Source organism: Embleya australiensis, from assembly GCF_051903075.1.
GTDB lineage: Bacteria > Actinomycetota > Actinomycetes > Streptomycetales > Streptomycetaceae > Embleya.
This window is the reverse complement of sequence record NZ_CP182422.1, coordinates 1,377,041-1,403,549: the sequence shown is the minus strand read 5'-3', so window position 1 is coordinate 1,403,549 and position 26,509 is coordinate 1,377,041. Positions and strand designations below refer to the sequence as shown.

At 71.4% G+C, this 26,509-nt stretch carries 21 protein-coding genes and 1 pseudogene; 9 read left to right on the top strand and 13 right to left on the bottom strand.

The features are described 5' to 3' along the window. Nucleotides 1-4: 4 nt before the first annotated feature. The 3 genes from ACMXN5_RS05745 to ACMXN5_RS05735 all read right to left on the bottom strand — a co-directional run bounded on the left by ACMXN5_RS05745 (nucleotide 5) and on the right by ACMXN5_RS05735 (nucleotide 3,240). On the bottom strand, nucleotides 5-1,072 hold the full coding sequence (locus tag ACMXN5_RS05745; protein WP_439674313.1) for a threonine aldolase family protein: 1,068 nt from the start codon (nucleotides 1,070-1,072) through the stop codon (nucleotides 5-7). Next, complete coding sequence (locus ACMXN5_RS05740; RefSeq protein WP_439674312.1) at nucleotides 1,054-1,755, bottom strand: SDR family NAD(P)-dependent oxidoreductase; 702 nt, start codon at nucleotides 1,753-1,755, stop codon at nucleotides 1,054-1,056. Before ACMXN5_RS05740 ends, ACMXN5_RS05745 begins: the two co-directional genes overlap by 19 nt. 99 nt (nucleotides 1,756-1,854) lie before the next feature. Continuing rightward, nucleotides 1,855-3,240, bottom strand: coding sequence for a DUF6421 family protein (locus ACMXN5_RS05735; RefSeq protein WP_439674311.1), 1,386 nt, complete (start codon nucleotides 3,238-3,240; stop codon nucleotides 1,855-1,857). A gap of 504 nt (nucleotides 3,241-3,744) precedes the next feature. On the opposite strand from ACMXN5_RS05735, the pseudogene ACMXN5_RS05730 reads away from it, so the two are divergent. Together ACMXN5_RS05730 and ACMXN5_RS05725 are read left to right on the top strand one after the other, a co-directional pair. Further along, nucleotides 3,745-3,927, top strand: a pseudogene (locus ACMXN5_RS05730) (SAM-dependent methyltransferase); the annotation flags it as partial. Nucleotides 3,928-4,229: 302 nt separating this feature from the next. Beyond that, nucleotides 4,230-4,727, top strand: a complete 498-nt coding sequence (locus ACMXN5_RS05725) for a hypothetical protein (protein WP_439674310.1) — start codon at nucleotides 4,230-4,232, stop codon at nucleotides 4,725-4,727. Here the strand turns inward: ACMXN5_RS05725 and ACMXN5_RS05720 are convergent. Continuing rightward, nucleotides 4,719-6,494, bottom strand: a complete 1,776-nt coding sequence (locus ACMXN5_RS05720; RefSeq protein ID WP_439674309.1) for a cholesterol oxidase substrate-binding domain-containing protein — start codon at nucleotides 6,492-6,494, stop codon at nucleotides 4,719-4,721. The two genes, ACMXN5_RS05725 and ACMXN5_RS05720, sit on opposite strands and share 9 nt — an antisense overlap. 366 nt (nucleotides 6,495-6,860) lie before the next feature. After that, nucleotides 6,861-8,288 carry a sensor histidine kinase gene (locus tag ACMXN5_RS05715; RefSeq protein ID WP_439674308.1) on the bottom strand — a complete coding sequence of 476 codons (1,428 nt, stop codon included), beginning with the start codon at nucleotides 8,286-8,288 and terminating at the stop codon, nucleotides 6,861-6,863. A gap of 262 nt (nucleotides 8,289-8,550) precedes the next feature. Between ACMXN5_RS05715 and ACMXN5_RS05710 the strand changes: the two genes are divergently transcribed. From ACMXN5_RS05710 to ACMXN5_RS05695, 4 genes are all read left to right on the top strand, one after another. Further along, nucleotides 8,551-9,522 (top strand): alpha/beta hydrolase, encoded by a 972-nt coding sequence (locus ACMXN5_RS05710; RefSeq protein ID WP_439674307.1) that lies wholly within the window; start codon nucleotides 8,551-8,553, stop codon nucleotides 9,520-9,522. Then, nucleotides 9,515-10,663, top strand: coding sequence for an acyltransferase family protein (locus tag ACMXN5_RS05705; RefSeq protein ID WP_439674306.1), 1,149 nt, complete (start codon nucleotides 9,515-9,517; stop codon nucleotides 10,661-10,663). Before ACMXN5_RS05710 ends, ACMXN5_RS05705 begins: the two co-directional genes overlap by 8 nt. 60 nt (nucleotides 10,664-10,723) lie before the next feature. After that, complete coding sequence (locus tag ACMXN5_RS05700; RefSeq protein ID WP_439674305.1) at nucleotides 10,724-12,088, top strand: sensor histidine kinase; 1,365 nt, start codon at nucleotides 10,724-10,726, stop codon at nucleotides 12,086-12,088. Nucleotides 12,089-12,158: 70 nt separating this feature from the next. Then, nucleotides 12,159-12,827 carry a response regulator gene (locus tag ACMXN5_RS05695; protein WP_439674304.1) on the top strand — a complete coding sequence of 223 codons (669 nt, stop codon included), beginning with the start codon at nucleotides 12,159-12,161 and terminating at the stop codon, nucleotides 12,825-12,827. A 9-nt stretch (nucleotides 12,828-12,836) separates the two neighbouring features. Here ACMXN5_RS05695 and ACMXN5_RS05690 read toward each other — a convergent pair whose 3' ends face one another. After that, entirely contained in the window at nucleotides 12,837-13,481 is a 645-nt protein-coding gene (locus ACMXN5_RS05690; protein WP_439674303.1) for a TetR/AcrR family transcriptional regulator, read from the bottom strand. Nucleotides 13,482-13,599: 118 nt separating this feature from the next. On the opposite strand from ACMXN5_RS05690, the gene ACMXN5_RS05685 reads away from it, so the two are divergent. Next, entirely contained in the window at nucleotides 13,600-14,475 is an 876-nt protein-coding gene (locus ACMXN5_RS05685) for an NAD(P)-dependent oxidoreductase (RefSeq protein WP_439674302.1), read from the top strand. Here the strand turns inward: ACMXN5_RS05685 and ACMXN5_RS05680 are convergent. From ACMXN5_RS05680 to ACMXN5_RS05650, 7 genes are all read right to left on the bottom strand, one after another. Further along, nucleotides 14,435-15,439 carry a lactonase family protein gene (locus ACMXN5_RS05680; RefSeq protein WP_439674301.1) on the bottom strand — a complete coding sequence of 335 codons (1,005 nt, stop codon included), beginning with the start codon at nucleotides 15,437-15,439 and terminating at the stop codon, nucleotides 14,435-14,437. The genes ACMXN5_RS05685 and ACMXN5_RS05680 overlap by 41 nt on opposite strands. 50 nt (nucleotides 15,440-15,489) lie before the next feature. Then, the gene (locus ACMXN5_RS05675; RefSeq protein WP_439674300.1) at nucleotides 15,490-16,398 is read right to left on the bottom strand and encodes a GNAT family N-acetyltransferase; all 909 of its coding nucleotides are present in this window, start codon (nucleotides 16,396-16,398) and stop codon (nucleotides 15,490-15,492) included. Between the two features lies 1 nt (nucleotide 16,399). Further along, nucleotides 16,400-18,430 (bottom strand): peptidase C14, encoded by a 2,031-nt coding sequence (locus tag ACMXN5_RS05670; RefSeq protein ID WP_439674299.1) that lies wholly within the window; start codon nucleotides 18,428-18,430, stop codon nucleotides 16,400-16,402. A gap of 247 nt (nucleotides 18,431-18,677) precedes the next feature. Beyond that, nucleotides 18,678-19,484 (bottom strand): SDR family NAD(P)-dependent oxidoreductase, encoded by an 807-nt coding sequence (locus tag ACMXN5_RS05665; protein WP_439674298.1) that lies wholly within the window; start codon nucleotides 19,482-19,484, stop codon nucleotides 18,678-18,680. Nucleotides 19,485-19,507: 23 nt separating this feature from the next. After that, nucleotides 19,508-20,371 (bottom strand): amidohydrolase family protein, encoded by an 864-nt coding sequence (locus ACMXN5_RS05660; protein WP_439674297.1) that lies wholly within the window; start codon nucleotides 20,369-20,371, stop codon nucleotides 19,508-19,510. Next, entirely contained in the window at nucleotides 20,368-21,558 is a 1,191-nt protein-coding gene (locus ACMXN5_RS05655; RefSeq protein WP_439674296.1) for a mandelate racemase/muconate lactonizing enzyme family protein, read from the bottom strand. Before ACMXN5_RS05655 ends, ACMXN5_RS05660 begins: the two co-directional genes overlap by 4 nt. After that, nucleotides 21,558-22,931, bottom strand: coding sequence for an aspartate aminotransferase family protein (locus ACMXN5_RS05650; protein WP_439674295.1), 1,374 nt, complete (start codon nucleotides 22,929-22,931; stop codon nucleotides 21,558-21,560). The genes ACMXN5_RS05655 and ACMXN5_RS05650 overlap by 1 nt, the downstream gene beginning before the upstream one ends. A gap of 204 nt (nucleotides 22,932-23,135) precedes the next feature. Between ACMXN5_RS05650 and ACMXN5_RS05645 the strand changes: the two genes are divergently transcribed. After that, the gene (locus ACMXN5_RS05645; RefSeq protein WP_379998278.1) at nucleotides 23,136-23,969 is read left to right on the top strand and encodes an IclR family transcriptional regulator; all 834 of its coding nucleotides are present in this window, start codon (nucleotides 23,136-23,138) and stop codon (nucleotides 23,967-23,969) included. Between the two features lie 734 nt (nucleotides 23,970-24,703). After that, nucleotides 24,704-26,506: a peptidase C14 gene (locus ACMXN5_RS05640; protein WP_439677955.1), complete on the top strand. Its 1,803-nt coding sequence runs from the start codon at nucleotides 24,704-24,706 to the stop codon at nucleotides 26,504-26,506. The last annotated feature ends 3 nt before the right edge of the window (nucleotides 26,507-26,509 follow it).

Below are 26,509 nucleotides of genomic sequence, written 5' to 3'. Positions count from 1 at the left end.
CGCCCTAGCGCGCGCCCAACTCCTCGGCCAGCGCGGTCGCGAAGGCCTCGATGTCCGCCTCGGTGGTGTCGAACGCCGTCATCCAGCGCACCTCGCCGATCGACTCGTCCCAGGTGTAGAACCGGAACCGCTTCTGCATCCGCTCGGTCACATCCGCCGGCAGCACCGCGAACACCGCGTTGGCCTGCGGCATTCGGGACAGCGTCACTCCGTCCAGGTCGGCGACCTTCTCGGCGAGCAGCGCCGCCATCGCGTTCGCGTGCCGCGCGTTGCGCAGCCACAGGTCGCCGGAGAGCAGCGCCTCGAACTGCACCGATACGAACCGCATCTTGGACGCGAGTTGCATCGCCGCCTTGCGCAGATACTTGATGCCGCGCGCCGCGTCCGGGTTGAGCACGACCACGGCCTCGCCGAACATCAGGCCGCTCTTGGTGCCGCCGAAGGACAACACGTCCACGCCCACGTCCGTGCTCAGCGCGCGCAGCGGCACGTCCAGCGCGGCGGCGGCGTTGGCCAGGCGCGAGCCGTCCAGGTGGGCGAGCATGCCGTGGTCGTGCGCGTGCGCGACCAACGCGGCGATCTCGTCCACCGTATAGACCGTGCCCAGTTCGGTGCTCTCCGCGAATGAGACCACCCTCGGCTGGGCCCGGTGCTCGTCGCCCCAGCCCCACGCGTGCGTGTCCACGAGTTCGGGGGTGAGCTTGCCGTCGGGGGTGGCCACGGTGAGCAGCTTCAGGCCCGCCACCTTCTCCGGCGCGCCGCACTCGTCCACGTTGATGTGCGCGGTGGTCGCGCAGATCACCGATTCCCAGCGGTCGGTCATCGACTGCAGGCCGACCACGTTGGCCCCGGTGCCGTTGAACACCGGGAACACCTCGGCGCGTTCGCCGAAGTGGGCGCGGAAGACCTCGGTCAGGTGCTCGGTGTAGACGTCGTCGCCGTAGGAGATCTGGTGTCCGCCGTTGGCCGTGCCGATCGCGGCCAACACCTCGGGATGTATGCCCGCGTAGTTGTCGCTGGCGAAACCGCGCGCGTCGGGGTCGTGACGCGGGGTCAGGGGGCGTTCAGGCACAGTCGTTTCCCGTTCAGGTCGATGGCCGGGGTGTTCCACAGACCCGCGATCTCGGTGGCGAGATCGGCGACGTCGGTGAATCCGGCGAACTTTGCGTTGGGTCGGGCGTCCCGCATCTCGTCGTTGACGAGCGCCTTGACCACCAGGATCGTGGCCGCCGCCTCGGTGTCGGTGAACGCGTCGGCGAGCGCGAGGGTCCAGGTCTCCGCCGCGGCCTTGGCGGCGGCGTAGCCCGCGTTGCCCTGGGTCGGCTGTCCGGCCGCGGCGGCGGAGATCAGTACGAACCGGCCGCGCGGGCTGCGCGCCAGCGCTTCGTGGAAGGCCAGCGTGGTGTGCTGGAGGGTGCGTACGAGCAGGCTGTGCAGCAGGGCCCAGTCGTCGAGCGAGTTGTCGCCGAACTTCTTGCCGCCGCGCCAGCCGCCGACCAGGTGCACCAGCCCGTCCACCCGGCCGTGCTCGCGCTCGACCTCCTCCGCCCAGCGGCGGGTGGCGTCCGGGTCGAGCAGGTCCACCACCGCGCCGTGCGCTCCGGGCGCGGCGTCCACGCTCGCCCGCAGTCGTTCGGCGTTCGCGTCCGCGCCGTACACCTGCGCGCCGGCGCCGACCAACCGTTCGAGCACCGCCCGTCCGGTGGGTCCACCCGCGCCCGCGACCGCGATCACCGCGCCTTCGAGACCGTTCATCACTGCGACTCCTCGTTCACGTGCCGTTCGTCCTGCCCCGTACCCCGGTGGGCGCCTGCCGCACCCATCACGTCGGTCGCGTCCGTCGCATGCGCACGGTCACGACACCGCGGCCTCCCGCTCGGGCGCCTCGATCGGGCCCACCGGCGGGGCGTCGGCGGTGATCCCGCGTGTGGACGCGATCACGTCGCGCAGCCGCCGGTTCAGCGCCTCGTAGAACATGCTCAGCGGGAACTCGTCGGGCAGCACCGCGTCCACGAGCGCCTTCGGCGGGCCGTCCATCGGCAGTGCGGCGGTCCCCTTGGCCCACACCGACCCCGGGTGCGACGGCACATACTTGGCGACCAACTGGTAGCCGGCCAGCCAGTGGCCGACCTTCGATCGGTCGACACCCTCGCGGTAGAGCCGGTCCACCTCGTCGAACAGGCCGAGCACCGCGTCGGTGATCCGGTCCCAGTCGATGGTGAGCCGGTTGTCCGACCAGTCGAGCACACCCGCGCGGTGCAGGTAGGCGAACAACAACTGCCCGCCGAGCCCGTCGTAGTTGCGCACCCGCCCACCGGTGACCGGGAAGCGGAACAGCCGGTCGAAGATCACCGCGTAGCGCACCAGCGGCGCGGTCGGCTCGCCCTCCGCGGACAGCGCGACCGCCTCACGGAACGCGGTCAGGTCGCAGCGCAGTTCCTCCAGGGCGTACATCCAAAACGGCATGCGCTGCTTGATCATGAACGGGTCGAACGGCATGTGCCCGCGCATGTGGCTGCGGTCGTGGATCAGGTCCCACAACACGAACGCGTTCTGGGCGAGCTGCTGGCTCTCGACCAACGCCTGTGCCTCCGGCGGCAGTTCCAGCCCGAGGGTGTCCGCCGCGGCGGTCCCGACCCGGCGGAAGCGGGCCGCCTCGCGGTCGCAGAAGATGCCGCCCCAGGTGAACCTGGGCACTTCGCGGACGGCCACGGTCTCGGGGAAGAGCACCGCGGAGTCGGTGTCGTATCCGTCGGTGAAGTCGACGAACGCGAGCGGCACGAACATCGCGTTGTCGTAGCGCGTCGCCTCCAGGTCGGCCAGCCACTGCGGCCACACCACGCGCAGCAGGACCGCCTCGACGTTGCGGTTCGGATTGCCGTTCTGGGTGGTCATCGGGAAGACCACCAGGTGCTCCAGACCGTCCCGCCGGTTCTGCTCGGGACGGAAGGCGACCAGCGAGTCCAGGAAGTCCGGGCGAGCGAAGTCGGCCTCGGCCCAGCGGTGGAAATCGGCCACGACGGCGTCGAGGTACGCCTCGTCGTACGGGAACAGCGGGGCGAGCGCCGCGATGGCGGCGGTGATGTCGGCGACCAGGAGACGGGCGGCAGCATGCCCGGACGGCTCGATCGAGCCGTCCTTGGCCTGAAGCGGACGCAGGTCGGCAACGGCTTCCTTGAGCACCGGCCACTGCGGGTGGTCGACGGCGGTACGGACGGCTACGCGGGTCATGTCGGACATGAAACCCCCTCAGGAAACGCAGGAACCACGGTCAGACGAACCTATGTCAAAAGAATTTCACGTGGCAAGGCCGATTCAAACGCAATCTTATCGTCTCCAGTGCGTTTTGCCCGAATAAGTTGAGAATGCGATCACCTCGCTCCCGGCACGTCCGCAGCCGGTCCGATGCCGACCGAAGCGCGGCCCGACCCTGATCGCTGGGGGAAGCCACAAGATTTCGCCGACCGGGCCGCCGAAGGTTGCCGTGCCATGGACCATCGATCCGCTCCTCGGAATATTGATTCCGCGTCACGAAATCTTGCGGCCAGAGGAACGCCCCGGATCCGCATCCACTCCCGCTGCCCGAACCTGCGTCTCCGTACGCCAATCGGCCGGAGCGCGAGGGTGACGGGCGGCAGCGGGTCACGCTCGGGCAGGAAGCGCGCGTGCGGCTGCGCAAGCGGGGGACGCACGAACCCGGCGCGTGCGCCGGCACGGAGCTCGGGGCTGCGTAGGGTGACGGGCGTGGACGCAGCTGACTTCTACACCGGCATCGTCGCGGAGCTCTACGGGCCGCCCTACGCAGCCTTCATTCGGCAAGCCGGTATGCCGGCACTGGAACCGGGGTGCGGGGACGGTGACCCCCTGCTCGAACTGTGCCGACGCGGCCTGGACGTCGACGGCGTCGAATCCTCCACCGACCTGCTGTACTTCCGGCTCCGAACCACCTGACCGCCTCGCCTCCGAGAAGGCCCGGGATCATCCTCCAAGCACCATCAGACCGCGCTCGGGGTGCCGTCGATTATTGCGTCGTTCGTGGTGCCCCCGCCTGGGAGGATGGGCGGGTGTATGGGTCGGATGAGGTTGGTGGCGCGGGGTTTCCCGGGGTGGCGGTCGGGCTTTTCGAGACGCATGTCACCGTGGGGACCCCGGATGTGGACGGGTTGGTTCGGTGGGCCGCCGAGGTCGGGGTCGGGGTGACGCACATCGTGTTGGCGCGAGGACGGACCGTGTCGCAGCCGATGGTCACCGAGCGGGCCACCACGACCCTGCCGGCGGCTCGGGAGCGGGCCGCGGAGTTGGCCGATGTGTTGGCGCGGGGCGGGCATCGGGTGACGCGGACCAAGATCGAGGTGGCGCCGTGGCATCCGGGCGTGCCTCGGACGGACGCGCGGGCGCGGGAGCTCGGGTCCGGGATGTACTTCGAGCATCACGTGAAGCTGGTGTTGGCCGAGGGTGTCGCCGAGTCGGGCGGGTTGGTGGCCGAGGTGCTGCGGCATGGGGCGCATCTGTCGTACAACGCCCGGCGGGTGCGGGCGGACGGGCGGGCCGAGCGGTTTGTCACGCAGCGCTGCCACGGGGTCGGGGACGTGGCGGCCACTCGGGCCGCGGAGGACCTGGTGGCCGCCCTGGCCGCGTACGAAATCGCCTCGGTGGAGCGGGAGTTCGTGGTGTACGACGACAACGGGTCGCTGGATGACGGCTGGTTGGGTGGGCGGTCAGGGTAGGAGCACGTCCAGGAACGGGTTGGCGAAGACGCGACTCGGGTCGTACTTGTTCAAGGTGGCGCGGGCCGTGTCGAAGTTCGCCGTCGTGGGCAGGCCGGTGCGGAACGCGTTCGGGATGCGGCCGGTCACGGCGGCCGTGTCGGTCCAGGCGCCGCCGAGGCCGTACGCCCAGCCCTTGGACCACTCCGGGCGGACACAGGCGTAGTCGCCGGTGTAGTTGGCCCAGATCCAGGAGTCCATCTCCCGGTAGAAGTCGTGGTTGGCGGGGGTGCCGGGCAGGGTGGCGACGTCGAGCCAGACCACGGTGTCCCATTCGGGGTGGTCAGGGCGTGGGCGGGCGGCGGACAGGGTCGGCTCGACCGCGTTCGCGACCACGACCTCGCTCGCCCGGTCCACGCCGGTCACCCGCAACTCGATCGGACTGTTGCACGGATACCGGCCGTTGGCCTTGTACGCGCTCAACAGGCCCGTGTAGCGCACGAAGAACTCGTTGAGCACCCGCTGTACGTTCGCCCGCGCGGTCAGCACCGCCCAGCCGCCCTCGTGGATGCGCAGCGTGGTCGGTTCGACGAAGAGCTGCGTGTTCTTCGCCCAGCCCCAGATGTCCCAGGTCCAGGTCGCGATCAGGCCCGAACCGACCACCGCCATCTCGGCGTTGGTGAACACCTCGGTGCCGCCGACGTTGCCGGTGGCGATGTCGGCGAGGAATCTCGCCTGGTCCTCGGTGACGAAGTTGGCGAATGTGTACGGGTACGGCGCGTTGATCTGAGTCGACACCCACGGCTTGCTCGGCGCGACGCTCCACACCTTGAGCCACGGCACCGTGGTGAACGGGAACCAGATCACCTCGACCCGGCCGGAGTCGCGCAGGTAGTCGGCGAGTTTCTTGCCGGAGCCGCCGGGCGGGCCGAGCAGGGTGCCGATCTGGTCGTGGTAGAAGTTCTGGCAGCGCAGCCGTTGGTTCGTGTTGGTCTGGAGGGTGACCTCGGTGACGAAGGCCCGGCCCAGGTGCACCAGGAACGGGCCGATCTCGGGGTCGTCGCGCCGGAAGGTCTTGAGGACGTACGCGCCGGCCGTCGGGTCCCACACGACTGCGGTCAGTGCCGTCACCAGGTTGCTCAACGTACCGTAAGTTCCGCCCTGGGGAAGGGTTTCGCCGGGTGTCGGGATACCGCTGCCGTGTGCGCCGATGGCCAGCACCCCACCCACGCTCAGCTTGCCCGGCGCGGTGGTGGCGATCATCCCGCGACCGGCCTCCTCCAGTTTGGTCAGCAGGCGCTCGATGCTGCATCCGGTCTCGACGGTCACCGTGGTGGGCGAGCCCGGATTGATCACCAGCGAGGTCAGGTTCCGCGTGGTGTCCACCATCAGGGTGCGCGAGGTGTCCGCGCCGGGCGGGATCAGGATCGGCGACCAGTTGTGGCTCATGCCGCGCGGGCGGAGCCGATAGCCCTTGGCGCGCGCCCAGTTGGCCAGGATCACCACGTCGGAGGGGTGCGCGGGTACCGCCGTCCAGACGTCGTCGGCGCGCATCTCGCCGGACCAGTTCCGGTATTGCTGCACGCCCAGCGTGATGCCGGCCGGGAAGTCGGGCGGCGCCGGTGGAGCGGTGGCCCCGGCGGCGGGGGCCAGGCCGACGGGGGTCCACTGGGCCGCGACGAGCGCGGCGCCGGCGAGGCCGCCGAGCACCGCGCGGCGGGACGGGCCCGGGTCGGGATTCGGGTTCGGGCGGTTCGGATTCGGGTTCGGGTGGTTCGGTCGGGGCATCAGGATGCCTTTCGCGGCGTCCCGAGGGCCTGCAGCCCGGGGGAATTCGACATGCGGAATCGGTGGCTCCGGTTCCGGACGATCGATCTGCTGCGTGCCGAGGAGCAAGGTGGAGCGGTGATGTCGAACACCACGGCGTGGGAGCGGAGAAACGGATCCGGCGCCGTGCGGTGCCGTGCCGGTGCGGGCCGTGCCTGGCGTGCCGAGGCGGCGGGTTCGGGGTGGTTCCGAAACCCGGGGCCGTTCGGCCGAACGGTGCGACGCGGCTGGCCCGAGGGTCCATCCGGGGGCCGCGCAAGTCAACACCGAAAGATGGGTGACACGTGTCGAGGATCGAGAAGTCGGCGCGGCCGGATCCTCCGGGTATCAGCCGGTTTCGGGGCGTGATCCCGTCAGTACTCCCGGTGTCGATGCCGGGGCGGAGTCTGAGCGATCGTGGTGATCCGAACGGCCCGACCGCTCCCGGGCCGGGCGTACCGGACGCGCGCGCAACACCCACGCGACCCCGCTCGGCGGCTCTACGGACGCGGCTTCGGGCTCGGCGTCGGCTCCGGCCTCGGCATCGGCCGAACTCTCGGCCCGTGGCGCCCCGTTCGGATCATCCGGCATCCCGGAATCCACGGCTGCCGTCGCCGGGTCCACCGACAACCGCGCGTCCACCTCGAAGCCCCCATCCGCCCGCGGCCCCGCCCGGAACGTGCCCCCCGTCAGCTCGATCCGCCGATGCAGCCCGACCAATCCCGTGCCACCCGCGCCCAGTTCGATCTCCGGCGGCCGGGTGGGCGCGGTGTTCGTCACGGTGATCCGCACCTCGCCGTCGGTGTGCCGCACCAGGACCCGGACGAAGGCCCCCGGCGCGTGCTTGTGCACATTCGTCAGTGCCTCCTGGACCACCCGATACGCGGTGCGCACCACCACCGGCGAGGCCGGCCGGGCCGTACCCTCCACCTCCAGGCGCACGTCCACGCCCGCCGCCACCGACTCCTCCACCAGCGCCGACGCGTCCAGCACGGCCGGTTCCACCGGGGCGCGCGCGTCACGCTCCCGCGCGGCGCGCAACACCGAGACCAGATCGCGCAGTTCGGCCAGCGCCTGACACCCGGTCGAACGCAGGTCCTCCGCCGCCATCCGGGTCGCGTCGTCGACCGCCCGCGAACGCATCGCGCCCGCCTGGAGGACCATCAGGCTCACCCGGTGCGTGACGATGTCGTGCATGTCCCCGGCCAGCCGGTTGCGCTCCTCCTCCCGGGCCTGTTCGGCACGCAACTCCTGCTCACGCTCGGCCCGTTCGGCACGCTCGCCGAGAGCCGCGATGAGCCGGCGGCGCGAGGCGATGTAGAGGCCGTAGCACGCGGGAGTGAGTGTTCCGAAGGTGTTCCCGGTGTTGTTGGCGAGATCCCGCCAATCCCAAGGCTGCCACGTGGCCAGGCACAGGACGCCGATCAACAACCACATCCGCCGGCGGTCGCTCACGTAGACCGCGACCGCGTAGGCCGCCAAGAGGGCGCCCAAGGACTGGGCCTGCAGCAGCGTGGGCGCGATGACCGCGACGCACACCTCGGGATGCCGGCGCCGGACGATCAGGATCAGCCCGGCGATCGCCTGGGCCACGTACGTCAGCCACGCGTTCGCGACGTCCGCACCCGACTCGTGCAGGTGCACCGCCAGGGCGAGCGCGGGAACCAGCGGCCCGACCACGATCGCCACCGTGAGGTCGAAGGCGAACGAGCGGCGGGCCTGCGGCCAGGAGGGGAACGGGCGGCGGATCGACTCGGCGGCGGCGCGAAAAGTCACGGATGCCACGGTAGCCGGCCGCACCCGGCGCGCCGTCAGCCCAGCGGAGGAGAGCACGCGTGGTACCTGAGGCGCGATCCACCCTCGGCACGATTCACCCGCGGCGCGGGCCGCCGCGGAGCCGTCCCCGCCGACTCCCGAACACACGAGTGACCCGTGTAGTCCCCCAGAGCTACCCGCAGGGTCCACTCCCTGGCGCGACGCAGGTTACGGACGCCGATTCCTAGCTTCGAGTCCGGAACTTCGAGGACGGGAGCGGGAGATGCGTGTTCGGCTGCGAATGGGCCTGGTCTCGGTGCTGGTGGCGGCCGGGCTGGCCGGACCCGGCGCGAGTGTGGCGGAGGCCGCTGCGGCGGCCCCGCCGACGCTGCCGGCGATGTCCGCGACCACCCTGGGCGAGCGCTACACCGCCAACCAGCGGGCCATCGCCGACGCGGCCGGGCAGGCCCGGGACACCGGACACACCGGTCGGGCGGACAAGCTGGCGCGGATGGCCGACCCGGCCCGGACCTTCCTGTCCTTCGACGGCCGCGCGGGCCGGGTCCGGGCGGTCGAGGTGGTCGGCGACCTCGCCGCCGCGGACCGGATCGCCGTCCTGGTGCCGGGCGCCGACACCGACCTGGACCACTTCGACACGCGCGGCGACAAGCCGTACTCGGCCCCCGGCGGCGGCGCGCGCGCCCTGTACGCGGAGATCCACACCCAGGACCCGACCGCCCGCGTCGCGGTGATCGCCTGGCTCGGCTACTCCCCGCCGCACACGATCAGCCTCGACGTGCTGACCACCGGCCGGGCCGACGACGGCGCGCGCGAACTGCGCCGCTTCGTCGCCGGGCTGTACGCCGTCGCGCCCGCCGCGCAGGTGTCGCTGCTGTGCCACTCCTACGGCTCGGTGGTGTGCGGGCGGGCGGTCTCCACGATCGACGTGGCCGACCTCGCCGTGTTCGGCAGCCCCGGCCTGGGCGTCGACGACCGGGACGACCTGGGCACCGGCGCCCGCGTCTGGGCCGGTCGCGGCGATTCGGACTGGATCGACGTGGTGCCGCACGTCAGCATCCCGTTCTTCGACACCACCGTCGGCTTCGGCGCGGACCCGACCTCGCGCGGCTTCGGCGCCCGCGACTTCGCGGCCGGCGGCGGTGGCCACTCGGACTACCTGCGGCCCGGCGGGCGGGCCCTGTACAACCTCGCGCTGATCGTGCGAGGCCGCGCGACGGAGGTGACCCATGGCTGAACCGGGCGTGCTGGTACGCCGGATCGAGCGATCGACCCCCGCCGACCGCGAGCGGGAGGTGGACGGTCTGCGCGCGTTCGCCATCCTCGGCGTGGTTCTCGGCCACTGGATCGTCACGGGCGTGTCCGCCGGCGCCGACCACTGGCAGACCGGCAGCCCGCTGCGCCGACTGCCGGACTTCGCCCCGGTCACCTGGCTGCTCCAGCCGCTGGCGGTGTTCTTCCTGGTCGGCGGATACGTGGGGGCACGCTCGTACGCCCACGCCACGAGCCGACGCACGTGGGCCCGGCGGCGGATGACCCGGCTCGGCCGGCCGATCGCCGCGCTGCTCGCGGTGTGGACCGTACTCATGGCGCTGCTCGCCGACTTCGTGCCCGGCGACACCCTCCACACGCTCGGCAAACTCGTGCTCTCCCCGCTGTGGTTCGTACTCGTCTACGTGGGCCTGACCCTGCTTACCCCACTGGTGATCCGCCTCGGCCGGTCCGGGCCACCGCTCGCGCTCGCCGTGGTCACCGCCGTGGACCTGACCAGGTTCGCCGCCGACGGGCCCGCGGCGCTCGGCTGGGTCAACGTGCTCGCCGGCTGGCTGGTCCCGTACAGCCTCGGGGTGCTCTGGGCCGGTCCGCATCGGGCCCGGATCGAGCGACTGGGCGGTCCGCTCCTGGCGGTGGGCGCGCTCGGCTGCGCCGCGCTGATCCGCTGGTGCGGCTATCCGGTCAGCATGGTCGGCGTCCCGGGCCAGGCGATCTCCAACCTCAACCCGCCCACCCTCGCGGCGGTCGCCTTCGGTCTCGCCCAGTGCGGCCTCGCACTGCTGGTCCGGGGTCCGCTGCGCCGGGCGCTGAGCCGGCATCCGCGCACCTGGGCGGCGGTGGCGCTGGTCAATCTGTCCGCCATGACGGTGTTCCTGTGGCACCAGAGCGCGATGCTCGCGACCACCTCGGTCGGCATCGCCCTCGGCGGACTGCCCGGCCTGGGCACCGCGCCCGACGGACTGCCGTGGGTGGCCGCGCGAATCGGCTGGATGCCGGTGTTCGCCGCCGTGCTGCTCGGGTTGTGGGCGATGTTCCGGCGCTGGGAGGCCGCCGGCGGGCGAGCGGCCGGCTCCCCGGACTCCGGGGGTAGCTCCCGAGAGTGACATCCGGGATCACCCGGGCCGGGGACGCCGAGCCCCGATCCGGGCCCTAACCTGCTGTGGATGAGCACAAAGGCAGGCGGATCGGGTGCGCGGGACATCGACGGCGCCCGTCCGGCGACCGGCGCCGGGACCACGACCGCCGGCCGGATGCGGCGAGGGCTGAGCACGCTGCGCGGCGACCTGTTCGACGCCCGGATCCGGACCGAGCGTCCGCCCGCCCCGTTCAGCAGTCGGGCGGTCGCCCGGGTCCTGCACTACCTCACCGTGGTGCTCGTCGTGGGAATCCAGGGGGCGGTGTTCGCCGGCTATTCGGGAGTGTCCGGCGGACTGGCCTTCACCATGGGCCTGGCCACCGGTGTGCCGATCCTGCTCGCGCCGCAACGACCGATCGTGGCCTGGTGGATGTCGCTCGGCGCCACCGCGCTCTGTGCGCTGGTGGCCACGCCGGACGGGTCCTCACCGGACGGGTCCGGCGGCATGCAGTGGCCGTGGAGCGTGGTGGGCATGATCGCCCAGGTGGTGGTGATGGCCTACGTCGCCTTCCACACCCGGGTGCGGATCGTGCTGGAGACGTGGGCGTGCACCGCGCTGCTCGGCGTGGTGCTGGTGCGCAACGCGCAGGACGTCCCCTCGCGTTGGGGCACGATGCCCGCCGTGGCGATGCTGACCGCGATCGTGATGATCGTCGTGATCGCCTTCCGGGGCCGCAGCGACGCGCGCCGCGAACTCGCCGTACAGTCCGACCTGACCGCCACCGAGCGGGAGCGCAGCGCACTCCTGGAGGAACGTGCGCGGATCGCCCGCGAGTTGCATGACGTTGTCGCACACCACATGTCGGTGATCGCGATCCAGGCCGAGGCGGCCCCCTACCGAGTCGCCGACCCGCCACCGGAGTTGGTGCGCAGCTTCGTCACGATCCGGGCCAACGCGGTCGACGCGTTGGCCGAACTCCGCCGCGTGCTCGGCTTGTTGCGCACCGAGGGCGACGGCGAGGGAGCAGTGGCGGTGGACCGGGACGGGCGGCCCGCCCCACTGCCGACGCTGGAGCGACTGCCCGAACTGATCGACAACGTGCGCGCGGCCGGGATGACGGTGGACCGCGTCACCGTCGGTGCCCCGCGCCCGCTGCCCCAGGGCGTCGACCTGTCCGCCTACCGGATCGCCCAGGAGGCACTGAGCAACGCGCTGCGCCACGCGTCCGGCGCGCGGGTGCGGGTCGAGGTCGCGTACGTGCCCACCGGACTCGGCCTGCGCATACACAACGAACCGCCGCCGCACCCGACGCCGCCCGCGCGCAACGGCTCCGGGCACGGCGTGCTGGGCATGCGCGAGCGGGCCGCGATGATCGGCGGCACCCTCCAGGCCGGGCATACTCCCGAGGGCGGCTACCACGTCGAGGTCTTCCTGCCGACGGACGGGCAATGACACTGCCCGCCGGCGGGGGAGCCGGGACACCTGCCATGGACCGCGAACACGACCGAACGGTAGGGACACGATGGCTATCCGCGTGCTGATCGCCGACGACCAGATGCTGGTGCGCGAGGGCTTTTCGGTCCTGCTCGGCGCCCAGCCCGGGATCGAGGTCGCGGGCGAGGCGGTGGACGGGCGCGACGCGGTCGAGCAGGTCGCGGCGCTGCGCCCGGACGTGGTGCTGATGGATGTACGGATGCCGGTCCTGGACGGCCTCGCCGCCACCCGCGAGATCACCGCCGACCCCGACTGCGCGACCCGGGTCCTGGTGCTGACCACGTTCGATCTGGACGAGTACGTCTACGAGGCGCTGCGCGCGGGGGCGAGCGGGTTCCTGCTCAAGGATGCCTCGGCGAGGCAACTCGCGGACGCGGTACGGGTGGTGGCGGCCGGCGAGGCGCTGCTCGCGCCGACCGTGACCCGACGGCTGATCGCCGAGTTCGCCCGGCTCGGCGGTCCGGGCGCCGGCCCGCGCGGCCGGGTCGAGCAGCTCACCGAGCGGGAGACCGAGGTGTTGTCGCTGATCGCCCACGGGTTGTCCAACGCGGAGATCGCCGCGCGGTTGGTGGTCGGTGAGCAGACGGTCAAGACACACGTCAGCCGACTGCTGGCCAAGCTGAACCTGCGCGACCGCACGCAGGCGGCGGTGTTCGCGTACGAGAACGGCGTGGTGCGCGCGGGCGAGCGCCGCTGACGCCAGGGCTCAGCCCGCGTCGGTGGTGCGCGGGTAGGTGTCGAGCAGCCGGGTCAGGTGGGTGCCGGCGAGCAGCAGCGGTTCCTCGCTGCGGGTCACCTGGGCGGCCAGTTCGGCGCCCTCCAGCGTGCTGATCACGGTGTGCGCGAGTTCCCGCGCGTCGGTCTCGGCCAGGCCCGCCTCGATCAGTTTGGCGAGGACCGCCTCCCGCCAGTGCGCGAACGCCTCGGCCGCGGCGGCCTGGATGTCCGGCAGGCCGGCGGCGGTGCCGAGCGCGGTCGCGGTGACCGGACAGCCGTCGACCCAGTCGGAGGCGCGCAGCCCCTCGGCCAGACTCCGGGTGAGCGCGCGGATCGCCGCGCCCGGGTCCGGCTCGGCCGCCAGTACGGCGCCCAGGATGTCGACGAACTCCGCGTCCCCGTGTCGGATCGCGGCGACCGCCAACTCCTGCTTGCCGCCCGGGAAGAAGTGGTACATCGAGCCGAGCGTGGCGCCGGCCTCGGTGGAGATCTGCTTGATCCCGGTGCCGTCGTAGCCCTGCCGCTGCATCAGCCGGGACGCCGTGCGCACGATGCGCTCGCGGGTGCCGAGCGGAGTCGCCCCGGCGGCGGCCTCGGACTGATCGGGTCGGCTCTGCTGCGTCTTCGTCTGCACGGGCCGAGTCTACCGAATAGAGCGTTCGTTCCAGAGGCGTGCTACGTTTCTCTCGCTGGATAGAGCGTTCGTTCTAGTTCGGCATTCCCTTGCTCGTATCGCGAAAACGGGAGTACTCATGGGCGACAAGCAGGCGGTCACGGTCATCGGTCTCGGTCCGATGGGGCAGGCGATGACCCGCGCGTTCCTGGCCGCCGGCCACCCGGTGACGGTGTGGAACAGGACCGCGAGCAAGGCCGACGAGTTGGTGGCCGAGGGGGCCGTACGGGCCGACACGATCGAGGCGGCGCTGGCCGCGAACGAGTTGGTGGTGCTGAGCCTGACCGACTACGCGGCGATGTACGCGCTGCTCGAACCGGTCGCCGCGGCGCTGGCCGGGCGGGTGCTGGTCAATCTGAGCTCGGACACCCCGGAGCAGGCCCGCGAGGCGGCCGAGTGGGTTGGTCGGCACGGCGGCCGGCAGCTGACCGGCGGGGTGCAGTCGCCGCCCTCGGGCATCGGCTCACCGGAGATGTCGACCTTCTACAGCGGCCCGGCCGACGTCTTCGAGGCGCACCGGGACACGCTGGCCGTACTCACGGGCACCGACTACCGAGGTGCCGACCCGGGTCTGGCCGCGCTGCTCTACCAGCTCCAGATGGACATCTTCTGGACCTCGATGCTCAGCGCGACGCATGCCCTGTCGGTGGCTCGGGCGAACGGCATCTCGGCCGAGGAGTTCCTGCCGTACGCGTCCTCGACGGCCGCGTCGGTGCCGGGTTTTCTCGCCTTCTACGCGCCGCGCCTGGACGCGGACGACCACAGCGGGGACGTGGACAACCTGGCGATGGGCGTGGCGAGCGTCGAGCACGTGCTGCACACCACGCGTGACTCGGGCGTGGACACGGCACTGCCGGCGGCGGTCCTGGAGATCTTCCGCCGGGGGATCGCGGCCGGGCACGGCAAGGACAGCTTCACCAGCCTGAGCGAGGTCTTCCGGTCGAGCCGGGGGTGATCCGGGGAGCCGGCAGGCCCCGGCGCAGCGGCAGGACGCAGCGCGGATCCGAAACGCGCAGCGCCACGCCGAGGGGGTGCAGCGTGCCGGTGCCCGGGGTCCAGGCGAACGCGGTGACCGCGTCGGCGTCGGGGACGGCCGCGTACAGGACCCGGCCGACGAAGGCCAGGTCCTGCGGGGCGGCGCCGCCGACGGGGAGGTCGGACATCGTATGCGGGGCGCCGGCGGCCAGGGTGGTGATGGTGCCCGGGCCGCGGTTGGCCGCGTACACGTGGGCCCCGTCGGGCGCGGTGACGATCGCGGACGGCAGGCCGGGCGCGGCCAGCGGGTGGCGGGTGAGGTCGGGCAACGCCAGGATCACCGGGTCGAGTTCGCCCAGCAGCCAGCGTCCGGACAGATGCCGGGGGCCGGTTCCGCGCGGAACGGGCCGGGCGGCGAGCAACTGCGGCCGGCCCTCGGCGAGTCGGTAGGTCAGCAGTGCGTCGCCGCCCAGGTCGACCACGGTGAACGTGTCGGTGCCCGTGAACACGATCTGGTGCGGATGTGCGGCGGATTGCCGGTCGGCGACCGCGCCGGAGCCCGACCCCGGCAACGGGACGGAGGCGGACACACCCGCGAGCGCGCCGTCCGGGGCGAGCCGGTGTACGACCAGGTCGCCGCTGCCGTAGTTGGCGGTGACCAGCCGGCCGCCGTCGGGGGAGACCGCGAGATGGCAGGGGATCTCGCCGTGCGATGGGGCCTGTTGCCGGATTCGGGCGCCGCCGGTCGTCTCGACCACGGTGATCGTGCCGCTCGGCGCCTCGTCCACGCCGTAGACGAGGTCGAGACGGGGATGGGCGGCGGCGTACGCGGTGCGGACGGGAGCCGGCGGGCCGACCGGGGTCAGGACACCTGTGTCCGGGTCGGCGGCGCAGACCAGCGTGCCGGCGCCGCCGACCAGGACCGGCACCCGACTCGGCGGCACGGGGTGATTCCTCACCGAGTCGGGTGGCATCGCAGCGTCCTGACGGCCCATCAGAACGCGTCCGCCGGCCAGTGGATCGCGCCGGGGGCGGTGATCGTGGCGCGCACCCGGGCCCGGTCGCTCTGGATCGGCCGGGCCAGCCCGAACGTGGTGTGCCCGGTGCTCAGGTCGGCGAGTACCGCGCCGACCGCCCGGGTCAGCGCCGCGTCGATCGGCACGTGCAGCGTCACCACCGTGCCGGGGCCGCCGAGTTCGCGCGTCGCCGCCCGCAACAGCGCGGGCAGCGCGTACGGGCGGCCCGGGCCGAGCGCGAGTTCGAGCACGTCGCCGGTGTCCGGCCGGACCACCACGTAGTCCCCCTCCTCGGTGACCAGCACCCGGGTCGGCGGCGCGTACCAGTGCGGGAAGCGGTACGCCCAGTCGGCGGCGGAACGCACCGTGGTCAACGGCCGGTTCGCATTCCAGGCGGCGTGCGTGGCGAGCATCCCGGGCAGGTCGGCGGGGGAGGCCGGGCGCACCCGACGATCCCCCCACGCCGCCTCGGGGCCGGCCACGCCGCGCAGATACGGGGCCGCGAAGGTCTCCCAGCCGGATCCCGTGTACACCCCCGGCGTACCGCTGAACATCAACGACCACGCACAACCGTGGCGCGTCATGTCGTCGACGGCCAGGGCGAGCAGCCGGCGGATCAACCCCCGGCCACGGGCCCGTGGTGCACTGGCCACGCTGCCCACGCAGCCGACCGTGTCCACCCCGCCCGCCGGATTGCGGATCGGGCGGGGCTGCCAGTGCACGACGGCGTCGATCATGCCGTCGTCGCCGGCGGCCACCAGGGTGCGCGGATGCCGGCCCACGTCGCGCGCGTACAGCGCGGGCAGGTCGGGTGCGTCCGGGAAGGCCACCGCCCACAGGGCGCGCAGCGCGGGTTCGTCGGCCGTGGTGCTCGGGCGCAGCCGCATCTCAGATCGCCAGGTTCCCGCTCGTGACCACCCGCGCGCCGTCCGCCGGCATCGCGGTCCGGGTCACCCCGTCCTCGACACAACCGGTGTGCAGCGCGGAGGAGGCGCCGCCGAACGCCTCCGGGCGCAGCTCCAACCGGCCGCCGGTGAACCGGGTCTGGCCGGCCATCCAGTGGTTGACCCCGCCGGTCAGGCGCACATGCGCACCGTCCGTGGTCGAGGCCGCGCCGGCCAGGTGCCAGCGCAGTACACCCGCCCCGGCGCCCCGGGACAGCAGCGCGCCCGCGCCGTTGCCGCCGGTCAGCCGGGTGCCGGCGCTCACGTGCAGGTTCTGGTCGCGGACCGCCGACAGCAGGATCCCGGTGTCGGTCAGGGTGCTCGCGGTCAGGCGCAGCACGGCCGAGCCGACTTCGAGGGGCGCGGCGGTCGGCCCCGCGCCGACGAGGGTGCAGGAGTCGAAGTCGACCTCGCCCGAGCCGCGCAGGATCGCGCCGTCCACGCCGGTGAACAGGCAGTCCCGGAAGTGCACGGTGTTGCTCACCGGCGTCTGGACCAGCACCTGCTTCGCGGGCAGGTCGAACGTGCAACCCTCGACGATGTTCGGCCGGGTCGAGCGGTTCGAGCGCTGGCCGATCGCGAACGTGCGGGCCACACAGCCGCGCATCTGCACGCCGTCGGCGTTGACCTGGAGCGTGCCGCCGGGGTCGAAGGTCGGACGTGGGATCACCCGGACGTTCTCCAGGGTCAGATCGGTGATCTTCGTACCCGCGACGAACCACGAGCAAGTGTGGTCGCGCACGGTGATGCGCTTGGCGGAAGTCCCCCACAGCGCGCCCGAGTTGGCGATGTCCATCAGTCCGGAGTTGCCCTCGAAGAGCAGGTCGTGCTCGTACTGGCCGTGCGTGGTGAAGGGGTTGCCGCCCTGGTCGTCGCCGTCGCCGTGACAGTTGACGACGTGACAGTAGGCGGACGCGGTCAGGTCGTTCAGGTGTCGGGCGTTGCTGGAGACGCAGTCCTCGACCCGGCCGTAGAGGCAGTAGATCTGCTGGGTGAGATAACCCGCGCCGCCGTACATCACCGTCGGCGGGTTCTTCAACGACGAGCGGGCGGTGACGAAGTGGGTGCACCAACGGCGCATGACCACCGGCCAGAACGAGCCGGTCGCCTCGATCCCGGTGACGTCGCAGCGCACCGCGAACTCGTACGCGATCGGGTGCGAGCCGGTGTACTCGTCGTCTGCGCCGACACCGGCGCCGGCCCCGAAGAACACCATGTTCCGGACGTCGGCGTGTTGCACGGGTTCCACCCGGGTCCAGGTGATGCCGCGCCCGGCGGCCAGTTCCCACCCGTTGAGGTAGTCGACCCGGATGTGTTTGCCGTCGACGATCTGGGTGATCTCGACCAGCTTCTGCAATTCGCGCTCGTAGGTGCCGCCGCCGGCGATCGGGTCGATCTCGACCGTCCACCACTCGCCGACCCTGAACGCGCCGGCGTCGGGAACCGGGAAGGCGTCGGTGAGTTCGATGACGGTCTCGGGCAGCGCGTATTTCACGACCGCGCCGGTGACCTTGCCCTTGAAGTACAGGACGGCGCCGAACGGGTTGTCGTGGGTGTTCTTCTCGATGCCGGTGGTGCGCACGGTGTGGCCGCCGAAGTCGAGCACGATGCGCGAGCGGGCGAAGGTGTGCCGTTTGACGAAGAGCAGGTCGCTGTGCGCCTCGACACGATGGATGTACGGATCGTTCACCATCGCGTCCAACGCGGCATCCGCCGGGACCTTGTCGTCGAGGATGCCGAACCGGCGGAAATCCATCACGCCGTCGTGCACCTGGATCCACCGACCCTCCCGCCCCGCGGCGGGATCGGCGAGAACGGTGCCCCCGTTGACCGAAAGCCTCGACCGCGGGTCCCAGCGCACCACCATCGCGCCACCGTCGCCCGCCGCGTGATAGCCGGCCACCAACACCATCGCATCGGCCTCGAGGGGCCTGACGTTCATCCGCAACAACGCGGCCACATTCGGCACACTCATCGACACATCACGCGAACCGACACCATGCCGATCGTCGTCGGGTGAAGCCGAGGCAGAACCCACCGCAGCCGTACCGGCGAGCAACAACCCGCCCAATCCGCCCGCGGCCAGCAGCCGGCGGCGGGACGACGAAGGGGAAGAACCGAGTGAGGACATGGGGTCCCGCTCACTTTCTCGATCCGTGCACGAAGTGGGGTCGGGTGCGGGCCCGTCGGCCCTTTTCGGGCCGACGGGCACGCACCGGTGATCAGAGCGAGCTGCGGTACGGCGGCATGTGGCGCATGCGCGGCATCTGGTCCGCGAGCACGCCGCCGTCGACGACGATGCGGGTGCCGGTCATGTAGGACGCGGCGGGCGAGGCCAGGAAGACCACCGCGCCGGCGCACTCGTCGGGGGTGGCGTAGCGGCCGAGCGGGATTCGTTCCCGGTAGGCGGCCTCGAACGGCTCCCGGTCCAGCCGGAATTCGCCGTCGATGGGCGTCTCGACCATGCCGGGCGCCACGGCGTTGACGGTGATCCCGTGCGGCGCGAGTTCGACCGCCAGGCTCTGCACGAGCAGGTCCACACCCGCCTTGGACGCGTTGTAGTGGGCCAACCCGGCCTCGGCCACGTGGGCGTTCTTCGAGGTCACCGCGATGATCCGGCCGGCGACCCGGTCCGCGATCTGGTGCTCGGCGACCCGCTGGGACAGGAAGAACACCGCGTCCAGGTTCACCGCGAGCACCCGCCGCCAACTCGCCACGGAGATCTCGTTGAACCGTTCCAGGGCGGCCGTGCCCGCGTTGTTGACCAGGATGTGCAGCGGGCCGGCCGCGGCCCGCACCTCGTCGACGAAGCCGGCCAGCCCGGCGGTGTCGGCCAGGTCGAACGGCATCACCCGGGCGGTGCGGCCGGTCGCCTCGACGGCCGCGCGGGTCGGCTCCAGGTCGACGCCCGGCAGGTCGGTGAGCACGACGTCGGCGCCCGCCCCGGCCAGCGCGACCGCGAACGCGCGGCCCAGGCCGCCGGCCGCGCCGGTGACCAGCGCGGTGCGCTCGGTAAGCGCGAAGTCCACGGTGCGTCCCCCCTCGCCGCCGCTCACGTCAACCCCAGCAGGGGCAGCGCGTCACGGAAGATGATCGCCTCCACCGCGTCCCGGTCCAGCGGCGGCAGACCCGGGATGCCGGGTACCGCGGCCACCTCGCGCAGCCCGGTCACCGACGCGTCCACCGTGGTGAACGGGTAGTCGCTGCCGAACAGCAGCTTGTGCAGCACCCCGTAGTCCTGGGCGAGCCGCAGGCTGTGCCACAGCTGGAACGGGCGGTAGTGCAGCGCGCTGAGATCGGCGTACATGTGCGGGTGCTTGCGGATCACCGCGATGCACTCGCCCTCGAACGGATGGCCCAGATGCGCGAGCACCATGCGCAGTTCCGGATGCCGGATCGCCACCGGGTCCAGCAACCTCGGCTGCGCGTAGGCGATCGGCGCCGCCGAGACGAACGTGGTCCCGGTGTGCACCAGGATCGGCAGGCCGTTGTCCTCGGCGTAGGCGAACAGCGGGTCGTAGTGCGGATCGCCCGGGTCGAAGCCCGCGTACATCGGCATCAGCTTGATCCCGCGCAGCCCCAACTCCTGGTGGCCGAACCTCAGTTCGTCCTGCCATCCGGGTTGGGTCGGGTCGATCGACAGGTAGCCGATCAGCCGCTCCGGCTGCGCGCCGACATACTCGGCGACGGCCTTGTCCTCGACCCACAACCCGCTGCGCCGGGCCTTGCCGCCGACCACGATGGTGCGGGTGTCCGCCGGGCTGCTCGCCGCGTAGTCGGCCCAGCGCACGGTCAGGTCCACCTCGCCCGCGTGTGCGCGGGCCGACTCGGCCTTGAACGTGTCGTCGAAGTCGCAACACTGCCGGAACAGATGGGAGTGCACGTCGACGATGGCGGGGGCCGGCGTGGAGGTCATGTGCGGTTCCTCTTCTCCCAGCCGGCCGAGAACATGTTCCAGAACCGGTGCGTCGGCGGGTGTTCGGCGAACACGTCGTCGTCGAGTTCGACGCCGAAGCCGGGCGCGGTGGGGATCTCCACGTGGCCGTCGGCGGTCACCGGCAGTGCGCCGCGCACCGCGTCGAACACGTACGGCTCCAGCAGGCCGTCGAAGGTCTCCAGGATCTTGAAGTTGGTGATCCCGAGCGCGGCGTGCACCGAAACCGTGGTGCACAGCGGGGAATTGGAGTTGTGCGGGGCGACCATCACACCGTGCGTGTCGGCGATCGCGGCCAGTTTGCGCACCTCGGTCAGGCCGCCGGCCATGGACAGGTCCGGCTGGATGATGTCCACCGCGTTGGTCGCGAACAGCTGCTTGTACTCGTAGCGGTTGTGGAAGTGTTCGCCGCCGGAGATCGGGAACGGCGCGCGGGCGCGCAGTTCCGCGTAGCGCTCGATGTGCGTCCAGGGCATCGGCTCCTCCAACCAGCCGATGTCGAACGGCTCCAGCGCCCGCAGCAGTGCGGAGGCGGTGGTCATCGCGAACCGGGCGTGCCCCTCGACGAACAGGTCCACGTCCGGCCCGATCGCCTCGCGGACCGCACCGACCAGTTCGACCGACTGGCGCAGTTCGGCCCGGGACAACTCGTGCAACCCGGCGCCGAACGGGTCGAACTTGAGCGCCGAATACCCCTTGGCCACGGTCTCCTTGGCCTTCGCCGCGAACACGGCGGGGTCGCGCTCGCCGTTGTACCAGCCGTTCGCGTACACCCGGACCCTGTCCCGGCAGGCGCCGCCGGTGAGCCGGTACACCGGTACACCCAGCGCCTTGCCCATCAGGTCGTGCATGGCCTGGTCGAAGCCGGAGAGCACGATGCCGCCGATGTCGCCACCGCGCAGGAAGTCGCCCTGGTACAGGCGCAGCCAGATCTCCTCGGTGTCGAACGGGTCGGCGCCGATCAGGTGCCGCTGTGCCATCGCCTCGGCCAGCGCCGCGGTTTCGGCGACCCGGTAGGGGTGGGTGATCTCGCCGACGCCGGACAGGCCCTGGTCGGTGTGCACGCGGACGTAGCCGAAGTCGCGCCACGCGGTGCCCAGGAGCAGGGTCTCGACGTGGGTGATCCGGCCGGCGGGTCCGGTGGGTCGGGTGCGGTCGACGACGAGCATCAGCGGGCCGTCCCCTCGGTCGCGCCGCCCATCGTGGAGGTGCCGGCGAGTTCGTCGATGCCGCCGTCCTTGATCGCGTCCTGCACGGCCAGTTCGGTGGCGGCGATCAGGTGGTCCACGTCGGCGTCGGTGTGCGCGTACGAGATGTGGCTGCGCTTGAGGTTCAACGGCAGTTCGAACACGTCGTGTTCGAGCAATCGGCGGCGGTAGCCGATGAACAGGTTCGCGTCGTTGGCGAGCAGGTCGTCGTAGCTGCGCGGTACGCCGCCGGCCATGAAGTAGGTGACGAACACCGAGCCGTAGCCGGTGACCACGGCCGGGACGCCGAGCCGGGTGTACATCTCGGCCAGGCCGGTGCGCACCCGCTCGCCGAGGCGGAACACGTGCTCGTGGACCGGCTCCTCGCGCAGCTTGCGCAGCGTCTCCAGGGCGGCGGCGACCACCCACGGGTGGCCGTTGTAGGTGCCGGCGAAGAACGCGGGCGCGCCGGGGCGGGTGCTGAACTGCTCCATCAGATCGGCCCGGCCGCCGAGCGCGCCGACCGGGGCGCCGTTGGCGATGGCCTTGCCGAAGGTGGTCAGGTCGGGGGTGATCCCGGCGATCTTCTGGTAGCCGCCGAGGCCGTGCCGAAAGCCGGTGATCACCTCGTCGAAGACCAGCACCGAGCCGTGTGCGGTGCACTGTTCGCGCAGCGTGGTGAGGAACTCGGCGTCGGGCAGCAGGCAGCCGACGTTGTGCGGGATCGGCTCCAGGATCACCGCGGCGATGTCCGCGCCGTGCTCGGCGAACGCGGCGCGCACCGCGGCCGGGTCGTTGAACGGCAGGACCAGGGTGGCGGCCAGTACCTCGGGCAGGATCCCGGTGGAGATCGGGTCGGGCGCGCCGACCGCCTCGGGCGAGGAGATCACGTTCAGGCTGACCGCGTCGTGCCAACCGTGGTAGCAGCCCTGGAACTTGACGATCAGCCGCCGTCCGGTCACCGCGCGGGCGACCCGCAGCGCGTGGAACGTGGCCTCGCTGCCGGTGCTGGTGAGCAGCACCTTCTCGACCGAGGGGACCAGTTCGACCAGGGTCTCGGCGAGGGTGACCTCGCCCTCGGTGACGGCGACGCCGGTCAGGTCCAGGCGGGTCGCGGCCTCGGCCACCGCGCGCTGTACGTCGGGGTCGTTGTGGCCGAGCAGCGGCGGACCGAACGCGGAGTGGTAGTCGGTGTAGACGCGACCCTCGGCGTCGGTGAAGTTCGCCCCGTTCGTGCCGGTGACGATCAGGTCGGTCAGGCCCGGGATCCGGCGCTGACCGCTGTTCACCCCGCCCGGAATGACCCGAAGGGCTCGGGCGGGAAGGGAGTCGGTGGCGGCTGTGCCGACACTCATCGGTGGGCTCCTTGCGTCGTTCGTGACCGTTCGGATCCGCGGCCCTGCCAGGCCGTGGACCTCCGGCGCCATCCGCCTTCGGCACGCGTCGCAGGTGGTGCATTTTCGTTTTCTGAACACTGTTCGACAGAGCCGAACAGTGCAGGACTCTACATTTGGATGTACAAAGCAGTCAAGAGGTCTGGACCGGTAAAGTGTTCTGCTATGTCGAACAGCGTTAACGAGAATGTCGAGGAGTCGAAGTACTGGGTGAAATCCGTCGCCCGGGCCGCGGACATCCTCGAAGTGCTCTCCGCACGTGGTCCGGGGGACGGCATGAGCGTCACGGAGGTCGGTCAGGCCTGCGGGATCTCGAAGAGCGCGACCTTCGGACTGCTCCAGACCCTGCGCGGCTACGGCCTCGTATCCGACGACGGCGAGGGGATGAATCGGCGCTACCGGCTCGGGATGGGCCTGGCCCGACTCGGCGACCGGGCCCAGGCCCAGGTGTCGCTGCGCGACGTGGCCCGCCCGGTGCTGGCCGAGCTGACCCGGCAGACCGGCATGGCTGCCCGCTTCGCGGTGCCCGAGGGCGGGCTCGCGGTGGTGGTCGACCAGGTCGGCATAGAGCAGCGGGTCCGCCTGGACCTGCGCATGGGGGTGCGGGAGCTGCCGCACTGCACCGGATTGGGCAAGGCGATCCTGTCCGCGCTGCCGGAGGCCGAGGCGCGCGAGGTGATCCACCGCTCCGGGCTGCCCCGGCGCACCTCGCACACGATCACCGACACCGAGACCCTGATCGCCCACCTGCGCGACGTGCGGGCGACCGGCTACGCACTCGACGACGAGGAGGACGCGGACGGGATCTTCTGCATCGGCAGCCCGGTCCGCGACCACCGCGACAAGTGTGTGGGCGCGATCAGCATCACCGGCCTCAAGCTCGACCTGCCCGGTTGGCGATTCCAGGAACTGGGCCGCCAGGTACGGGCCGGAGCACTGCGGGTCAGCCGCGAGCTGGGCAGCACGGAGAGTGGCGAAGGCGACATCGGCGCCGGCTGAAACCGGTGGGTGAACAACCGGGCGAAGGGGTCGTGGCGGAACAATCCGTCGCGACCCCTTCGTGTTCCCGCGATTACGGACGATGAAAGTCGGCCAGGAGGGCTTGACCAGGATCGATGTCCGGGCCTACGTTCCTGGACTCATCAGGGCCCGCACGTTCGCTGCCACGAATCGTGCCCGATCGCCGGCCCCGGGTTGACGGTCCGTCACCACGGCCGCGCAGCCCACCCCATGCCATCCGCCGCGCGTTTCCCTCCCCGGTCGGGAAACGACGTCATCGGCACGCGCCACGGGAAGCATCCTCCGTCGAAGGCCGAGGTTCCCCGATGAGCACGTCCCCCACTCCTTCCACCTCCACCGCCACGCCGTCGGCCCCCGCTCCCGGGTCGTCGCGCCGTCGGCTGCTGGCCGCCGGCGGTCTCGGCGGGTTGTTGCTCGCCGGTACGGCTGCGGTGGGTTCTGCCTCGGCTTCACCGGACGACGATCGGCATGGTGTCGGTTCGCGTGATGTGTCGATGAGTGTGCCGAATGTGGCCGCGTTGTTGCGGATGAACGTCAGGCCCCTCGAGGCCGATGCGATGGTGTTGGTGGCCGGCTATCACGCGGCGGGCGACGGTGGCGCGATGGTGGTGCGCTGGGACCCGCGGTCGAGGCTTTCGGTCAACGGGGGCACCGTTCTCGCCGATCCCGCCGCGGGGCGGGAGGGTCGGTGGATCCAGGTGCACGACGGCGTGATGGATTTCCGCCGGTTCGGCATCCTCGACGACAAGGTCCCGGCGGATGCCGCGTTGGACGCGATGGTGAACGATCCGTACATCCATCGTGTCGAGGCGCACAGCGACCTGCTCTTCGTCAAACGGCACACCTTCGCCCGCTCGCGCATCGTGCTCGACTTCGGCGGCCACACCGTGCGCACCACCGGCATCGAGAAGAACACCCACGACAACCCGTTCGGCGCCGTCCTGTACTTCAAGGGCAAGGTCACCGACACCGTGGTCAAGGCCAGGCTGTCCCAGCCGATGCCGGACCTCGCGGACGTGTTCGAGGTGCCGGACAGCGCGGCGTTCAAGGTCGGCGACTGGTGGGCGGTCACCATCGATCCCGAGCCCGGCAAGGGCAAGTACGAGCAGGAGGTGCAGCGCCTGGTCGAGATCACCCAACTCGTCGACGCCACACACATCCGGGTCGGCTACAAGATCGGGTGGGACCTCGCCGCCGGCCGCACCTTCACCTGGACCCGGATCGAACCGGTGGACCGGGCGCACGTGCGCAACATGGTCTTCCAGGGCATCGCCGACGGCGACCAGTACACCGGATCGCACCCGATCGCCTACGAGTACACGACCAACTGCGACGTCGAACACGTCGACGCGGTCGGCACGTTCTGGCCGGTGATCATGCGCCGCTGGTGCACCCACTACCGCACTCGCGCCTGCTCGCTGCGCAACCCGGCCAGCGTCACCTGGGGCGGCGCCGGCTATCTCACCCAGCAGATCTACTGCCTGTACGGGCACGTCGAGGACTGCCACGTGGCGAACAGCCGGCACCTCAACGACCTGACCGCCTCCGCCTACTGCTACGTGACGAACTGTCACGGCGACGGCGACGACCAGGGCCCGTTCGTGACGCACGGTCAGTTCGAGCACGACCTCGTCTACACCGGCAACTCCGGCCTGATGACGTTCGCCAACTCCGGCGCCGCGTGGGGATCGGTGGCCAAACGCGTCACCGTCCGCAAGCACGTGTGCTCGTGGTTCGTGGCCCGGGTGAAGATCACCGATCTGACCCTGGAGGACATGCAGGTGATCGGCAAACCCGCGCTGTCCGGCTCCGGGATGCTCTGGGTCAACGCGGACGGCGTACAGATCCGCGGCTGCACCGCGTCGGGGCCGCTGATCGTCTCGCAGGCATCCAACCGGTCGCAACGCGCCAACGTGATCGCCGACTCCACGTTCACCCTGGCCAAGGACGCCGAGATCACCCAGGCGAACGTGACCGGCGACCTGCACCTGGAACGGGTCACGCTCAAGGGACTGGACAACGCGGCGCTGCGCAACGCCGGTCGACTCGTCCTCACCGAGTGCACCCTGATCGGCGCGCCGAACGCCGCACCGGTCACCGTCACCGGCGCTGCGCTGGCCGTTTCCGGCGGCGAACTGCGGGACACCGGGCTGCGGTTGGCGGGCACCGGCGAGCAGAGCGTGGCGCTGTCGCGCACCCGGATCGGCGGCACCAACGCGGCCCGTGCGCTACTCTCGCGCACCGGCGGCGCCCGCACGGTCCGCTGGCAGTTGGACGGTTGCGTGTCCAGCGCCGCCGACGCCGCCACCGCACACGTGCTGATCGGCGAGGGCACCAACCGCTACCGCGCGGCGGGCAACACCTTCGCCGGCGGTCGACTCGAACTGGCCGGCGCGGCCTTCGGCGGGGCCGGCGCGCTGCTGCACAGCGGCTGCGTCGAGGACGGCGTCACCCGTACCGCGATGCCCGACGAGGGCCCGCGCGTCGCGCACACGGCCGGCAACCAGCTGATCTGACCC

Bases quoted from the DNA above. Each gene is read 5' to 3' on its own strand.
- ACMXN5_RS05740 (WP_439674312.1), bottom strand. From the start codon at position 1,755: ATGAACGGTCTCGAAGGCGCGGTGATCGCGGTCGCGGGCGCGGGTGGA.
- ACMXN5_RS05735 (WP_439674311.1), bottom strand. From the start codon at position 3,240: ATGTCCGACATGACCCGCGTAGCCGTCCGTACCGCCGTCGACCACCCG.
- ACMXN5_RS05720 (WP_439674309.1), bottom strand. From the start codon at position 6,494: ATGCCCCGACCGAACCACCCGAACCCGAATCCGAACCGCCCGAACCCG.
- ACMXN5_RS05710 (WP_439674307.1), top strand. From the start codon at position 8,551: ATGCGTGTTCGGCTGCGAATGGGCCTGGTCTCGGTGCTGGTGGCGGCC.
- ACMXN5_RS05705 (WP_439674306.1), top strand. From the start codon at position 9,515: ATGGCTGAACCGGGCGTGCTGGTACGCCGGATCGAGCGATCGACCCCC.
- ACMXN5_RS05700 (WP_439674305.1), top strand. From the start codon at position 10,724: ATGAGCACAAAGGCAGGCGGATCGGGTGCGCGGGACATCGACGGCGCC.
- ACMXN5_RS05695 (WP_439674304.1), top strand. From the start codon at position 12,159: ATGGCTATCCGCGTGCTGATCGCCGACGACCAGATGCTGGTGCGCGAG.
- ACMXN5_RS05685 (WP_439674302.1), top strand. From the start codon at position 13,600: ATGGGCGACAAGCAGGCGGTCACGGTCATCGGTCTCGGTCCGATGGGG.
- ACMXN5_RS05675 (WP_439674300.1), bottom strand. From the start codon at position 16,398: ATGCGGCTGCGCCCGAGCACCACGGCCGACGAACCCGCGCTGCGCGCC.
- ACMXN5_RS05670 (WP_439674299.1), bottom strand. From the start codon at position 18,430: ATGAGTGTGCCGAATGTGGCCGCGTTGTTGCGGATGAACGTCAGGCCC.
- ACMXN5_RS05660 (WP_439674297.1), bottom strand. From the start codon at position 20,371: ATGACCTCCACGCCGGCCCCCGCCATCGTCGACGTGCACTCCCATCTG.
- ACMXN5_RS05655 (WP_439674296.1), bottom strand. From the start codon at position 21,558: ATGCTCGTCGTCGACCGCACCCGACCCACCGGACCCGCCGGCCGGATC.
- ACMXN5_RS05650 (WP_439674295.1), bottom strand. From the start codon at position 22,931: ATGAGTGTCGGCACAGCCGCCACCGACTCCCTTCCCGCCCGAGCCCTT.
- ACMXN5_RS05645 (WP_379998278.1), top strand. From the start codon at position 23,136: ATGTCGAACAGCGTTAACGAGAATGTCGAGGAGTCGAAGTACTGGGTG.
- ACMXN5_RS05640 (WP_439677955.1), top strand. From the start codon at position 24,704: ATGGATTTCCGCCGGTTCGGCATCCTCGACGACAAGGTCCCGGCGGAT.